General features: G+C 75.8%; 10 protein-coding genes. 6 read left to right on the top strand and 4 right to left on the bottom strand.

Features of this window, described 5'->3' with window-relative positions:
- Nucleotides 1-38: 38 nt before the first annotated feature.
- From OG937_14600 to OG937_14590, 3 genes are read right to left on the bottom strand one after another with little or no spacing between them, the layout of a single operon-like run.
- Complete coding sequence (locus OG937_14600) at nt 39-836, bottom strand: SDR family oxidoreductase (protein ID WUD72840.1); 798 nt, start codon at nt 834-836, stop codon at nt 39-41.
- A 32-nt stretch (nt 837-868) separates the two neighbouring features.
- Nucleotides 869-1,693 carry a DNA glycosylase gene (locus tag OG937_14595; protein WUD72839.1) on the bottom strand — a complete coding sequence of 275 codons (825 nt, stop codon included), beginning with the start codon at nt 1,691-1,693 and terminating at the stop codon, nt 869-871.
- An 18-nt stretch (nt 1,694-1,711) separates the two neighbouring features.
- Complete coding sequence (locus OG937_14590; protein WUD72838.1) at nt 1,712-6,421, bottom strand: ATP-dependent helicase; 4,710 nt, start codon at nt 6,419-6,421, stop codon at nt 1,712-1,714.
- Between the two features lie 111 nt (nt 6,422-6,532).
- On the opposite strand from OG937_14590, the gene OG937_14585 reads away from it, so the two are divergent.
- Genes OG937_14585 through OG937_14570 form a run of 4 tightly spaced genes read left to right on the top strand, consistent with a single transcriptional unit; the run spans nt 6,533 to nt 9,694 of the window.
- A complete protein-coding gene (locus OG937_14585) occupies nt 6,533-7,381 on the top strand; it encodes an AraC family transcriptional regulator (GenBank protein WUD72837.1) in 849 nt (282 codons plus the stop codon).
- 25 nt (nt 7,382-7,406) lie between these two features.
- Entirely contained in the window at nt 7,407-8,120 is a 714-nt protein-coding gene (locus tag OG937_14580; GenBank protein WUD78738.1) for an AzlC family ABC transporter permease, read from the top strand.
- Complete coding sequence (locus tag OG937_14575) at nt 8,117-8,425, top strand: AzlD domain-containing protein (protein WUD72836.1); 309 nt, start codon at nt 8,117-8,119, stop codon at nt 8,423-8,425. The genes OG937_14580 and OG937_14575 overlap by 4 nt, the downstream gene beginning before the upstream one ends.
- 48 nt (nt 8,426-8,473) lie before the next feature.
- The gene (locus OG937_14570; GenBank protein ID WUD72835.1) at nt 8,474-9,694 is read left to right on the top strand and encodes a helix-turn-helix domain-containing protein; all 1,221 of its coding nucleotides are present in this window, start codon (nt 8,474-8,476) and stop codon (nt 9,692-9,694) included.
- Nucleotides 9,695-9,701: 7 nt separating this feature from the next.
- On the opposite strand, the gene OG937_14565 is transcribed toward OG937_14570, so the two are convergent.
- A complete protein-coding gene (locus OG937_14565; protein ID WUD72834.1) occupies nt 9,702-10,604 on the bottom strand; it encodes a hypothetical protein in 903 nt (300 codons plus the stop codon).
- 164 nt (nt 10,605-10,768) lie between these two features.
- Between OG937_14565 and OG937_14560 the strand changes: the two genes are divergently transcribed.
- Together OG937_14560 and OG937_14555 are read left to right on the top strand one after the other, a co-directional pair.
- Entirely contained in the window at nt 10,769-11,944 is a 1,176-nt protein-coding gene (locus OG937_14560) for a hypothetical protein (GenBank protein WUD72833.1), read from the top strand.
- Nucleotides 11,945-12,044: 100 nt separating this feature from the next.
- Entirely contained in the window at nt 12,045-14,486 is a 2,442-nt protein-coding gene (locus OG937_14555; GenBank protein ID WUD72832.1) for a SpoIIE family protein phosphatase, read from the top strand.
- Nucleotides 14,487-14,553: the final 67 nt, after the last annotated feature.

The raw sequence follows: 14,553 nt of genomic DNA, 5'->3' as shown, positions 1-14,553 counted from the left end.
AGCTGTCGGGAAGACTTCCGGGACCGCGAAGTCAGTCACTACCAGGGCATGACGACGCCCCCGTTGGGGCGCAGGATCTGGCCGGTCGTGAAGGCTGAGGCGTCGGAGGCCAGGAAGAGCACGGTGTGCGCCACGTCCTGCGGGTCGCCCACACGGCCCAGGGGCGAGGCGCGCACCAGCGCCTCCTCGGCGCGCGCCTGGGCCCGCTCGTCGAAGAGGCCGTCGGGGCCGGTGCCGTAGTGGCTCGTCATCGGTGTGCGGACGAAGCCGGGCGCCACGGCATTGGCCCGCACGCCGTGGGGTCCCAGCTCCGTGGCGAGGGTCCGGGTCAGCTGGACGACGGCGGCCTTTGAGACGCTGTAGCAGAGCAGCCCGCGGGTGCCGGTGTCGATGGCTCCGGAGGCCATGGTGACGATGCTGCCGGCACCGCGCTCCGCCATCGGGCGGGCGGCCTCGCGGGCGCAGTGCAGCACCCCCTTGAAGTTCACCGACAGCACCCGGTCCAGGTCGGCCTCGTCGGTGTCCAGGACGGAACCGGAGTGCATGACGCCCGCGATGGCCGCCAGGACGTCCAGCCGTCCGTGGGCGGCCACGATCGCCGCGACGGCCTCGGCCACCTGCGCACGGTCGGTGACGTCCACGGCACGCGCCTTTGCCGCGCCGCCGGCCTTCACGGCGAGTTCGGCGGTGTGCCGGGCCCCCGGCTCGTCCACGTCCGCGCACGTCACGGTGGCCCCGGCCTGGGCGAGCAGCAGCGCCGAGGCCCGGCCGATGCCGCTGGCGGCACCGGTGACCAGAGCGGTGCGCCCGGTGAGGTCGTACGCCGGTACGGTCATGCGGCGACGGTACGACCAGATCTGACGGTCCGTCAATCGGTGTGTCGCGGCGCCGACGCGGGCGCCGGCGCGGGGCCGCGCTGGCACTGCGGGCACCAGTACGTCGCACGGGTCTGGCCGGGCGGGCCCAGCTCGGCGACGCGGATCGCCGTCCCGCAGCGCAGGCAGCCGTGCCGGTCCCGGCGGTACACCCAGTGCGTCCGGCCGCGCCGGGTGTCGCCGGTGGTGATGTGGCCGTGCCGGGTCTTGTTGGCCTGCAGCAGCTTCCTGGCGAGCTCGACGACCCGTTCGGGCTCGGGGACCTCGCCGACCGGCATCCAGGGCGTGACGCCGCGCAGGAAGCACACCTCGCACTTGTAGACGTTGCCGATGCCCGCCAGATTGCGCTGGTCCAGCAATGCTTCCCCGACCGGCCGGGCCGGGTCGGCGGTCAGCCGGCGCAGCGCCTCGGCCGGATCCCAGTCCGGGCCCAGCAGATCGGGACCGAGGTGGCCGACGGCCCGGTCCTCCTCGGCGGTGCGCAGCAGCTCCAGCACGGGCAGCCGGTAGCCGACCGCGACCCGCTCGGCGTTGGCCAGGACCGCCCGGACCTGGTGGTCGGGACCGCCCCGCCAGCGCTCGCCGGGTGCGTACAACTGCCAGGAACCGTCCATGCGCAGATGCGAGTGGAGGGTCAGCCCGCCCTCGACCCGGATCAGCAGGTGCTTGCCGCGGGCCACGACCTCCTCCACGCGGCGTCCCGACAGATCGGTCGTCGCCAGCCGCGGCACACGCAGGTCCGCACGGAGCAGGACATGCCCCGCCAGCGCCCAGTGCAGCCGGTGCGCGGCCAGCCAGATCGTGTCGCCCTCGGGCACGGATCCCCCTGTTCCCGTTCAGGCCCGCAGCCGCAGGCCGCGGGGTGTCGCATGGAAGCCGGCCGCCTCCAGGGCCCGGCCGAGCACCGAGGTGAGGGCGGACTCGCCGTTCGTGCGTTCCACCGTGAGCCGGCCGAGCGCTCCGTCGCGCACGGCCAGGGCGAGCGCGTCGGCGGCCGCCTGCAACCGCTCCTCGTCCGCGCCGCCGCCTCCCCGGCCGTCGCCCTCCGCCGCGGAGGGGCCGGGCCAGGCCAGCAGGGTCTTGCCGCCGCGCTCCACGTACAGCGTGAGCTCGCCGTCGACCAGGACGACCAGGGCCCCCGCCTTGCGTCCCGGCCGGTGGGTCACCCCGGCGGGCTGCTCGGGCCAGGGCAGGGCGGCGCCGTAGGCGTTGGCCGGGTCGGCCGCGGCCAGCACCACGGTGCGGGCCTTGTCGTGCCGGACGTCCTCGCGGTCCCGGGCGTTGCTGATGGCCCGCAGGCGGTCCACCGCGCCGTCCATGGCGAACTGGGCCGCGCCCAGCCCCTCCACGACGTAGCCACGGCGCGCCTGGCCGGTCTCCTCGAAGGCCGACAGGACGCGGTACGCGGCGGAGAAGCCGCCCTCCACACCCTCGGCGGCCACCGCCCCCCGGGTGACCACGCCGTGCCGGTCCAGCAGCGCGTGGGTGAGGGCGTGTGCCCGGTGCGTCGCGTCGGGCTCCACCTCCGGCACCAGGGACCAGCGGCCCGCGGTCGTCGGCGGCCCGCCCCGTGACGCCGTCACCCGGGGCGCGGGCCGGCCGGTACGGGCCGTGAAGGCGCCGTAGCGGCCGCGGGGCACCGCGCGCGGCGCCCGGTGCGCGGTGGAGCCCGCCGTACGGCCGGAGCCGAGCAGGGCGCGCAGCGGCGCGAGCGTGTCGTTGGTCAGCCGGCCCGACCAGGCCAGCTCCCAGACCACCTCGGCCAGTTCCGGATCGGACAGCTCGTGCCCGGCGGCGCGGACCTGTTCGGAGATCTGCCGGAAGAACAGCCCGTAGCCGCCCGAGAGCCCGTCCAGGACCGCGTGGTGCACCGGGGAGAGTTCCAGCGGCTGGGGCTGCGGCAGCAACAGGGGCGCGGTGTCGGCGAGATACAGCGACAGCCAGCCGTCCTTGCCCTGCAGGGCGCCGGCCCCCGCCCACACGATCTCGCCCGCCGACGTCAGCTCGTCCAGCATCGCCGGGGTGTAGTCCGCCACACGGGCGGGCAGGACCAGCTTCTCCAGGGCCGAGGCGGGGACGGCGGCGCCCTGCAACTGCTCGACGGCCCGCACCAGGCCGTCGAGGCCGCGCAGGCCGTGCGTGCCCACGTGCTGCCACTGCGGCAGGAAGGTGGCCAGCGTGGCCGGCGGCACGGGTTCCAGTTCGTGCCGCAGCGCCGCCAGCGAGCGCCGCCGCAGCCGCCGCAGCACACCGGCGTCGCACCACTCGTGGCCCGCGCCTCCCGGCCTGAACTCGCCCTGCACGACCCGGCCGGACGCGGCGAGCCGGTGCAGGGTGCCGTCGGCGACGGCGGTGCCCAGGCCGAAGCGCTGTGCGGCCTCGGCCGAGGTGAACGGCCCGTGCGTACGGGCGTAGCGGGCCAGCAGATCCGCCAGCGGGTCCTTGACGGGCTCGGTGAACGCCTCGGGCACACCGACCGGCAGGGCGGTGCCCAGCGCGTCCCGCAGCCGCCCGGCGTCCTCCACGGCGGCCCAGTGGTCCACGCCCGCGACGCGGACCCGGATCGCCCGGCGCGCGCCCTCCAGCCCGGCCGCCCAGCCCGGCTCCGCTCCGCGCGCGGCCAGCTCGGCGTCGTCCAGCGGGCCCAGCAGCCGCAGCACGTCGGCGACCCCCTCGGGGCCCTTGATCCGCCGGTCCTCGGTGAGCCACTGCAGCTCCTGCTCCAGTTCCACCATCACGTCGGCGTCGAGCAGCTCGCGCAGCTCCGCCTGGCCCAGCAGCTCCGCCAGCAGCCGGGAGTCCAGCGAGAGCGCCGCGGCGCGCCGCTCGGCCAGCGGCGAGTCGCCCTCGTAGAGGAACTGCGCCACGTAGCCGAAGAGCAGCGACTTGGCGAACGGCGACGGTTCGGGCGTCGTCACCTCGACCAGCCGCACCTTGCGGGACTCGATGTCGCCCATCAGCTCGACCAGCCCGGGGACGTCGAAGACGTCCTGCAGGCACTCGCGTACCGCCTCCAGCACGATGGGGAACGAACCGAACTCCGAGGCCACCTGGAGCAGCTGGGCGGCCCGCTGGCGCTGCTGCCACAGCGGCGTGCGCTTGCCAGGGTCCCGGCGGGGCAGCAGCAGCGCACGGGCCGCGCACTCCCGGAACCGGGACGCGAACAGCGCGGAACCGCCGATCTGGTCGGTGACGAGCTGCTCGACCTCGCCCTTGTCGAAGGCGACGTCGGCGGCGCCGACCGGGGACTGGTCGGCGTCGTACTCGGTGCCCTGCCGCGCCGGATCCACGTCCAGCAGGTCCAGGCCCATCAGATCCGCGTCCGGCAGACGCAGCACGATGCCGTCGTCGGCGTGCATCACCTGCGCGTCGAAGCCGTACCGCTCACCGAGCCGGGCACCCAGTGCGAGCGCCCAGGGGGCGTGGACCTGGGCGCCGAAGGGGGAGTGGACGACCACCCGCCAGTCGCCCAGCTCGTCCCGGAAGCGCTCCACCACGATGGTGCGGTCGTCGGGCACATGGCCGCAGGCCTTGCGCTGCTCCTCCAGGTAGGCCAGCACATTGTCGACCGCCCACGGGTCCAGCCCCGCCGCGGCCAGCCGGGCCCGGCCCTTGCCCGGGGCCAGGGCGGCGACCTCGCGCAGGAACGCGCCGAGGGCGCGGCCCAGCTCGAGCGGACGGCCGAGCTGGTCGCCCTTCCAGAACGGCAGCCGCCCGGGCACGCCCGGGGCGGGGGAGACCAGTACCCGGTCGCGGGTGATGTCCTCGATCCGCCAGGAGGTCGTGCCCAGGGTGAAGACGTCTCCCACCCGGGACTCGTAGACCATCTCCTCGTCCAGCTCGCCGACCCGGCCGCCGCCCTTCTTCGGGTCGGCGCCGGCCAGGAACACCCCGAACAGCCCGCGGTCGGGGATCGTGCCGCCCGAGGTCACCGCCAGGCGCTGCGCGCCGGGCCGGGCCGCCACCGTGTTCGCCACCCGGTCCCACACCACGCGCGGCCGCAGCTCCGCGAAGGCGTCCGACGGATAGCGCCCGGCCAGCATGTCCAGCACCGCGGTGAACGCCGAGTGCGGCAGCGCGGCGAAGGGCGCGGCCCGGCGCACCACCGCCAGCAGTTCGTCGACGTCCCATGTGTCCAGCGCCGTCATCGCGACCAGTTGCTGCGCCAGGACGTCCAGCGGGTTGGCCGGGATGCGCAACGCCTCGATCGCGCCCTCCCGCATCCGCTCGGTGACGACCGCCGACTGCACGAGATCGCCGCGGTACTTGGGGAAGACCACCCCGGTCGAGACCGCCCCCACCTGGTGCCCTGCCCGGCCCACGCGCTGCAGCCCGGACGCCACCGAGGGCGGCGACTCCACCTGGACGACCAGGTCCACCGCGCCCATGTCGATGCCCAGCTCCAGGCTGGACGTGGCGACGACGGCCGGCAGCCGTCCGGCCTTGAGGTCCTCCTCCACCAAGGCGCGCTGCTCCTTGGAGACCGAGCCGTGGTGCGCCCTGGCCAGCAGCGGCGGCGCCCCGCGCGCCGCGCCGGACTGCGCCATGATCTCCGCGGGGGGCGCGCCCTCGGGTAGCGGCTCGCCCATGGCCCGTTCGTACGCGATCTCGTTGAGCCGGTTGCACAGCCGCTCGGCCAGGCGGCGCGAGTTGGCGAAGACGATCGTGGAGCGGTGGTCCTGCACCAGGTCGGCGATGCGCTCCTCGACGTGCGGCCAGATCGAGGGCCGCGGGTCGTCGCCGTCGGTGGCGGGGGAGCCGCCGAGCTCGCCCAGGTCCTCGACCGGGACGACCACCGACAGGTCGAACTCCTTCTGCGACGGGGGCTGGACGACCGTCACCTTGCGCTGCGGCGACAGGAAGCGCGCCACCTCGTCCACCGGGCGGACCGTCGCCGACAGGCCGATACGCCGCGCGGGACGCTCCAGCAGCTCGTCCAGCCGCTCCAGCGACAGCGCCAGGTGCGCGCCGCGCTTCGTCCCGGCGACGGCGTGCACCTCGTCGAGGATCACCGTCTCGACGCCGCGCAGCGACTCCCGGGTCGAGGAGGTCAGCATCAGGAACAGCGACTCGGGGGTCGTGATCAGGATGTCCGGCGGCCGGGTGGCGAGCGCGCGCCGCTCGGCGGCCGGGGTGTCGCCCGAGCGGATGCCCACCCGCACCTCAGGCTCCGGCAGCCTCAGCCGCACGGACTCGTGCCGCAGGCCGGTCAGCGGACTGCGCAGGTTGCGCTCCACGTCGACGGCGAGCGCCTTCAGGGGCGACACGTACAGCACACGGCAGCGGCGCTTGGCCTCGGCCGGCGGCGGCGTCGACGCCAGCCGGTCCAGGGCGGCCAGGAACGCCGCCAGCGTCTTCCCGGAGCCCGTGGGGGCCACCACGAGCACGTCGGACCCGCCGGCGATCGCCCGCCAGGCCCCCGCCTGCGCGGCGGTGGGCGCGCTGAAGGCCCCCGTGAACCACGCGCGCGTGGCGGGGGCGAACGCGTCGAGGGCCCCCGCCGGATCCCGCTCCTCCGGGGTGGCCCCAGTGCTCCGTCGCGACATGCCATCCATCCTGCCTCGCCCCACTGACAAACCGCCCCCCTCCGTGCGCGTACGCGGCCTTTCCCGGGCCGGGCGGGCGGGAGGAGGGCGGGCACGGCGCAGAATGGGGGGATGGGGTCGGACGAGCGGGCGCGGTTCTGGAGGCATCCGGGCTTGCCGGACGTCGATCTCCTGCGGGCGCGGTACGTGCGCAAGACGTTCGTCCGGCACACGCACGAGTCGTTCGTGATCGCCGGCATCACCCAGGGAGTCGAGGCCTTCCACCACCACGGCACCATCGAGCGGGCGGGGCCGGGGGCGGTGGCGCTGATCAACCCCGACACCGCGCACACCGGGCACGCGGGCGTGCCCGAGGGGTGGACGTACAGCGTGCTGTACCCCGGGGCCGACGTCGTGGCCTCCGTCGCGGCGGAGACGACGGCGATCCGCGGGACGGCGGGCTTCACCGTCGCCGTCGCCGAGGACTCGTACGCCGTGCACCTGGTCACCCAGGTGCTGCGGGCGGCCGACCAGGGCAACGCGCTCGCCGCCGACACCATGATGCGGCTCGCCGTCGCCCGGCTGCTGCGCGCCCACGGGGGCACGCTGCCCGAGCGCGCCCTTCTCACCGCGGGCGCCCGCAACGCCGAGCGGGCCCGGCAGATCCTGGAGGCGCGCCTCACCGACCCGCCGCCGCTGGCGGAGCTCGCGTCCGGGCTGGGCACGAGCCCCTTCGCGCTGCTGCGCGGGTTCCGCGACCTGTACGGCATGCCCCCGCACGCCTGGCTCACCGACGCCCGGGTCCGGCGCGCGCGGCGGCTGCTGGACGACGGGACGGCACCGGCCGAGGCCGCGGTCGCCGTGGGCTTCACCGACCAGCCCCATCTGAACCGCCACTTCACGCGGATCGTGGGGGTCCCGCCGGGCGCGTACCAGCGGGAGCGCAAGAACGTACAAGACGGCTCCAAGGGCGCGGCCTAGCGTCGGTCAGGTGACCGCAGCACCCTTGGAAGCCGGCCGGGACCGGCAGCACCCCCCGCCGTCCGTCAAGCCGCGTTCCGCGGTGGTCCGTGACGCCCTGGGAGTGGGCGTCGCCGTCGGTCTGTCCGGCTTCGCCTTCGGAGTGACCTCGGCCGGGGCCGGGCTGAGCCTGCTGCAGACCTGCGCGCTCAGCCTGCTGGTGTTCACCGGCGCCTCGCAGTTCGCGCTCGTCGGCGCCCTGGGCGCGGGCGGCAGTCCCCTGGCGGCCGCCGCCGGGGCGTTCTTCCTCGGGGTCCGCAACGCCTTCTACGGGCTGCGGCTGTCCGAACTGCTGCGCGTCCCGCGCGCGGTGCGCCCCTTCGCGGCGCAGTGGGTGATCGACGAGACGTCCGCCGTCGCCCTGGCGCAGCCCGACCGGGCGAGCGCCCGGCTGGGTTTCACGGTCACCGGCGCCACCCTCTACACGCTGTGGAACCTGACCACGTTCCTGGGCGCGTTCGGCGCCGCCGCGCTCGGCGACCCGGCCGACTGGGGCCTGGACGCGGCCGGTCCGGCGGTCTTCCTCGCGCTGCTCGCACCGATGCTGCGGGGCCGCCGCGAGCGGGCCACGGCGGCGGTCGCCGTACCGCTCGCCCTGGTGTGCCTGCCGCTGCTCCCCGCGGGGGTGCCCGTCCTGGTCGCGGCGCTGGCCGCACCGCTCGTCCTGGCCGTGACCCGCCGCAAGGAGGCCGACCGTTGAGCACGTGGATCGCCGTGGGCGTCACCGCCTTCGGCTGCTACGCCGTGAAACTGCTGGGCCTGTCCGTTCCCGCGGGCTTCCTGGAACGCCCCGTCGTGCGGCGGCTGGCCGCGCTGCTGCCCATCGCCCTGCTGGCGGCCCTCACCGCACTGCAGACCTTCGGGGACGGGCGCGGCCTGGTGCTCGACGCGCGCGCCGCGGGTCTGGCGGCGGCCGGCGTCGCCCTCCTGCTGCGCGCCCCCTTCCTGGTGGTCGTCGCCGTCGCGGTGGTGGTGACCGGAGCGCTGCGGGCCGTCACCGGGTGACGGGTTAGTGTGACCCGTCACAACGGATGCGCAAGTGAGGGTGGGACGATGGCGGTCGACTCCCTGCCGGTCCTCTCCGACGCGGCCCGCGCTCTCGCGGCGCGCTGCGAGCACCGGGTGCACGAGATCGCCCGCTCCATGACGACGCGCGCCTTCGCCGACCTCCCCGGCTATGCCGAGCTGCCCTCGGACGTCAAGGACGGGGAACTCGCCGCCACCGCGCGCCACGGCCTGCGGCTCTTCCTGCGCCGGGTCGTCCACGGCACTCCGGCCGAGCGGCCGGAGCGGGGCGACTTCGACCGCTTCAGGGAACGCGCCGCCCAGCGCGCCGAGGAGGGGCTGCCCCTGCACCTGGTGCTGCGCGGCCACCTGCGCGGCACCGCCGTGCTGTGGCGGGCGCTGCGGGAGGTGGCGCGGCCGGGCGAGGAGGCCGCGCTCGCGGAGCTCGCCGACGTCCTCATCGGCATCCAGGAGGGCATCGTCGGCGCCGTCTCCGAGACGTACCTGGACGAGCAGAGCACGCTCGCCGCAGAGCGCCGTGAGGAGCGCCGCGCCCTGGTGCGGGCGCTGCTGGACGGCTCCCTGCCGCCGGAACGGTTCCCCGCCGGGCGGCTGGGCCTGGCGGGCGGCGCCCTCGTGCTCGCCCTCCACTTCCCGCCCGAGGACGCCGCCGGCCGTCCCCCGGCGGCCGCGCACCGCAGGCCGCGCCGGGCCCAGGCCGCGCTGGACCGCGCTTTCGGCACCGAGGTGCCGGCCCTGCTCGACGACACCGGCGGCCACGCCGTCGTCCCCGGCCACCCGGTGCTGCCGGGCGGCGACGACGCCCTGCTCGCACCGCTGCGCCGCGCCTGCTCCGCGGACGTGCGGCTGGCCGCCGTCACGGCCGCCGGCCCCGAGGACATCCCCGGTGCCGCCCGCACGGCGACGGAGGTGCTGAGGGTGGCGCGCGCCGGAGGGCTGCCGCCGGGGCTGCACCGGCTCGACGACGTGCTGCTGGAGTACCACCTGTCACGGCGCGACGAGAGCAGCGATCGCATAGCGGCCCTGCTCGACCCGATCGCGGGCCGCCAGGACCTGGTCGAGACGCTGCGGACCTACCTCGGCAGCCGGCAGGAACGCCGCAGCACCGCCCGGCAGTTGGGGCTGCACCCCAACACCGTCGACAACCGGCTGGCCCGGATCTGCGAACTCACCGGGCTCGACCTCGCCGCGCCGCACGGCACGGCCCTGGCACTGGCCGCGCTGCTGCTGCGCGACGCCGCCGGGTGAGCCGTCCTCAGGCGAGGCGTCCGTACGCCCGCAGGGTGAGCAGCGCGTCGAGGGTGACCAGCGGCCGCCACTCCAGCAGCGTCCCAGGGGCCCACGCGGCCCGGCGCGCGGGCCAGCCGCCGTCGTCCTGCTGGCCGGCCGCCAGGAAGTCCAGCGCGCGGTCCATCTCCGCGTCCGTGAACCACTCCCGCGCCGGGGAGTCCGGCGTGCGCGCGTAGTCGTACGCGAAACGGTGCTCGCCGTCCGGGGATCCGGACGGCGGCGCGGCCTCCGGGGGCCGCCCGGGGTCCAGTACGACGAGCCGCTGCTCGCGCACGATCCGTCCCAGCCGCGCCGCCGCCGCCCGGGCCCGCGCCCGGTCGGGCGCGTGGTCCAGGAACGCCATCGCGGCCACGACCTCGCCGGGGTGGGTCTTGTCGAGGGTCTCGATCGCCTCCCAGCAGAAGTCCGTGGCCCGGAACAGCCAGGCGTGCCAGACCTCGTTGCGGTGCAGCGTGCCCACCACCGGCCCGCTGGCCAGCAGGTCGCCCGGAGGGTTGTCCACCAGGGGCAGCCAGGGGGCGACCGGGAAGCCGCGCAGCGAGGGGTGGAGCGCGGGCAGCGCGCCCTCCGGGGTCGACACGGCCGTCACGTAGCGGCAGATCCGCTCGGCGCGCTGACCGGTGCACCTGCCGATCTCGTCGAGCACGCGCAGCGCGTGGGCCACGTGCAGCGGCTGGCTGACCGTGCCGCGCAGGTCGGGCTCGAGGGCGTGGCCGTAGCCGTCGTCGCCGTTGCGGTAGGCGGTCAGCGCGGTCTCCACCGCGTCCGCCGGGCCGTTCCGGAAGTGGTACGCGAACCTGCGCTGCTCGAGCACGCGTGCGGTCAGCCACACGAAATGCTCGGCGCGTTCTAGCGGGGTTGCTGGCATGTGCGCACAGTAGGCCTCCGTAAGCGCTCTGCACACAGAAGTGCGCAGGGAGCACCCTGGCGTGCGACCACGCGCCCCCCAGTACGGGTCATCCGCCGCCGGGAGTTGACGGCCCTGGCACACCCCGGACTTAATGTGCCGGAAAACACGGGGGAGGGGGCGCGGTGGACGATCCACTGCTGTGGCGGGCCGGTTCCGAGGAACTGGCCGACTGGCTCGACGGCGTACGGCGGAAGCTGCTCGGGGACACGGTCGCCGGGTACGACGTGTGGAGCGGTCCGGTCTTCCCCGACTACGGGAGCGTGATCCACCGGGCCGGCGACACCGGCGCCCTCGCCCGGTACCTCACCACCGAGGGCGCCGACGCGCTGCGCGCCACCACGCACCGCGGTGCCCGGCAGGGGGAGACCGTGGTCGAGCTCCGCGTGGAGGGCCGCACCGGCGCGGACGCCCTGCGCGTCGTGCCGTCGGGCGAGCGCGCGGGCACCGTACGCCTCACCGCCCCGGTCGCCGATCCGGCCGGGCTCGCCGCGTGGCTGCACCAGCTGTCGCCGCTGCTCCCCGTACCGGTCCCGCGCCGGGAGGCGCCGGCCGACCCGCTGCCCGAGCCGCTCGCCGTCACCCTGTACCACCGCGCAGGCGACGTCCTGATCGGCCTGGAGGCGCGCGACGGGCGTCCGGCCGGCTCCGGGCCGCGCCCCGCGGACGGCCGGGTGCTCGTCCGCACGCGGCCGGACACCCTCGCACACGAGTCCGGACTTCTCCTGCATGCGGCCGTCCTCGAACGCAGGCCGGTCACCACGGCCGGCGAACTGGCCCGGTGGCTCGGCGAACTGGACGCGGCGTGGGGGGAGCGGCCGGCGCTGTCCGCGCTCACCGGCCGCGCCGCCCGGGCCGTCCTGCCGTACGGCGACCTCCGCGCGGAGGTGCGGAAGATCGAGCACGGGACGCCGTTGCTCATGGTCGGCCGGCCCTTCGGCCCCGAGGTGACGGCCTCCGGGCCCCCGGAGCGGCTCGCGCGGTGGGCCGGGCCGCTGCTCGGGGTGGTCGTGCACCAGCGGGCCGCGTCCTCGTCGCGCCGCGCCCTGGTGAGATGGCTGCGCGGTGTGGAGGAGTCGGTGTTCGCCGGGCCCGCCGCGTGGACGGTCACCGCGTCCGCCGCCCCGCCCGGCGTGCTGCCCCGGACCCCCGTCACCACCGCCGAGCTGGCCGCCCTCCTGTCCGGCACCCTGGACGGCGGCGTCCCGGGAGTGGACCGCCTCGCCCCCGGCGAAGTCTCCCTGAGGGGCGCCGGCGCGGCGTTCGGCCGGGTCGACGTCACCGGCCGCCCCGCGCACTGAGCCGCCGGCGGCGACGGCGCCCGACCGGGCCCGGTGGCGATGCGCGTGCGGGCTCCCGGGGGTTTGAATGGGAGGGGGAACCACGACATCGGACGACCGGGTGACTACACACACCGACCTGGACAACCTCGGCTCGCCGCATGACGGCAGCGGCGCCCTGTTCGTCGTCGACGGGCACGGCGACGTCCTCATGTGCACCGGATCGGTGCACGAGCTGACCGGACGGCCCCCCGGGGCGGTGTGCGGACACCCGGTCGCCGAACTCCTGACGGCCCCGGAGGTGTGGGCACGCCTCCTCCCCGCGGCCCGCGCCGCCGAAGCGGAGGACGACGCCGAGCTGCGGCACAGCGACGGCACCGCGGTCCCGGTACGGCTGCGGGTGCAGCCGATGGCCGCGGGCGGCGGGCCGGCCGGGGGGATGGTCGTGACCGTCACACCCCGCGCGGTGTCCGAACGCCGCAAGGAGGACGAGGCACTGCTCAGGGCCCTCTTCCGGCAGCGGCACGTCGGCCTCGCGATCCACGACATGGCGCTGGAGACCACCCGGTTCAACCTCGTCTCCGGCGTCGACCTTCCGCCGGGAGCCGGCGTCCGCGTGGATCCGACGGACTGGACCGTCGAGGACGTGCTGCTCCCCAAGGACGCGGCGGCGCTCCGGGAGCAACTGCGGCACGTGGCCGAGACCGGGGAGCCGCTGGTCGACTGGGTGCACAGCGCCCGGCGCCAGGGGACACCGGACGTCAAAAGGGTGGCGTCCTTCTCCGCCTTCCGGCTGCACGGCGCGAACGACCGCCCCGTCGGGGTCGCCGTCATCTTCACCGACGTCACCCAGGAGCACGCCGCCCGCCAGCGCATGGAGTTGATGCACGCCGCCGCGGAGGGCATCGGACGCAGCCTGGACGTCGCCAGGGTCGCCCAGGAACTCGTGGACGTGCTCGTCTCCCACCGTTTCGCCGACCTGGCCGCCGTGGATCTCACCCACACCGTGCTGATCGGCCAGGAGCCCGGCGAGTTCCGGCTCGGTGCCCCCTTCCGCAGGGTCGCGGTGGCCTCCTTCGACGGCTCGTGGCCCCCCGAGATCCACCCCCGGGGCGCCGGTTTCCGCCTGCGCAGCCTGGAGAGCGACCACCTGCGCGGCGGCGCCGCCGTCTTCAGGTCGGACCTGACCTCCTGGCGCGAGGGCCTGGCCGGGGACCTCGAACGCAGCCGGCTGCTGCTGCCCGACACGGCGGCGTCCTTCCTGAGCGTGCCGCTGATCGCCCGCGGCCTGGTGCTCGGCGTCCTGGTGATGTGGCGGACCGCCGCCCTGCCCCCGTACGGCCTGGGCGACGCGGGCCTCGCGGAGGAGCTCGCCTCACGGGCCTCCCTGGGCCTGGACAACGCCCGCCGCTACACGCGCGAGCACCGCACCGTCGAGGCGCTCCAGCGCAGCCTGCTCCCGCCGTCGATCACCGAGACCACCGGGGTGCTGACCGCCGGCAGCTACGTACCGGCGGGCACGACGGAAGCGGTCGGCGGCGCCTGGTTCGACGTGATCCCGCTGTCCTCCAGCCGGCTGGCGCTGGTCAGCGGCGACGTCACCGGCCACGGCCTGAACGCGGCGGCCACCATGGGCAGGCTCCGCACGGCGGTGCAGACCCTGGCCGACCTCGACCTGCCGCCCGGTGAACTCCTGGCCCACATGGACGACCTCGTCGTCAGGCTCGGCGACGTCGCCCCGCCGCACGGCGAGGACCAGGACGGCACGGCGGGCGGCAGCGCGGTCGGCGCCACCTGCCTGTACTGCGTCTACGACCCCGTCGAGGGCCGCTGCGAGATGGCGAGCGCCGGGCATCCCGCGCCGGTGTACGCCGCGCCGGGCGCCCCCGCCGAGGTGATCGGCCTCAAGCCCGGTCCGGCGCTGGGCGTGGACAGCCTGCCCTTCGAGCCGGTCGGCTTCGAGGTCCCCCCGGGCAGTGTGCTGGCGTTCTTCAACGAGCCGCTCCTGTCCCACCCCGACGGCTCCGCGCAGGAGCGGCTCGGGCGTCTGTGCTCGGTGCTCGCCACGGACCCCGGCGGGACCCGCACCCCCACCCAGACGGGCCGCGCGATCCTCGAAGAACTCCTGGCAGAACCGCCCGGCGACGACGTCACGCTGCTCGTCGCCCGTATGCGCCCCCTGCCGCCCGGCTCCGTCGCCACCTGGGAGTTCCCCGCCGATCCCGCCGTCGTGGCGCGGGCCAGGACCGCGGTGGAGAGCCAGCTGCAGCTGTGGGACCTCAAGCACCTGGCGTTCACGACCGAACTCATCACCAGTGAGCTGGTCACCAACGCGATCCGCTACGGCGGCGACCCCGTCGGGCTGCGCCTGATCCGCGACGACACCCTGGTCTGCGAGGTGTCCGACCCGAGCCAGACCCAGCCCCGGCTGCGCCGGGCCCGGCTGTCCGACGAGGGCGGCCGCGGGCTGTTCCTCATCGCCCAGCTCTCCAGCCGCTGGGGCAGCCGCTACACCGCGGGCGGGAAGACCATCTGGGCGGAGCAGCCGCTGTCCGAGTCCTGAGGCGGGCGGGGCGGTGTGTCCGGGCGGTGTCAGGCATCCGGGCCGCCCGGGTCGCCGGTCGCGGTGG

The organism is Streptomyces sp. NBC_00510, assembly GCA_036013505.1.
In the GTDB taxonomy this organism is placed as follows: domain Bacteria; phylum Actinomycetota; class Actinomycetes; order Streptomycetales; family Streptomycetaceae; genus Actinacidiphila.
Note: the sequence above shows the minus strand (reverse complement) of the source record. Positions and strands in the feature narration are given on the sequence as shown.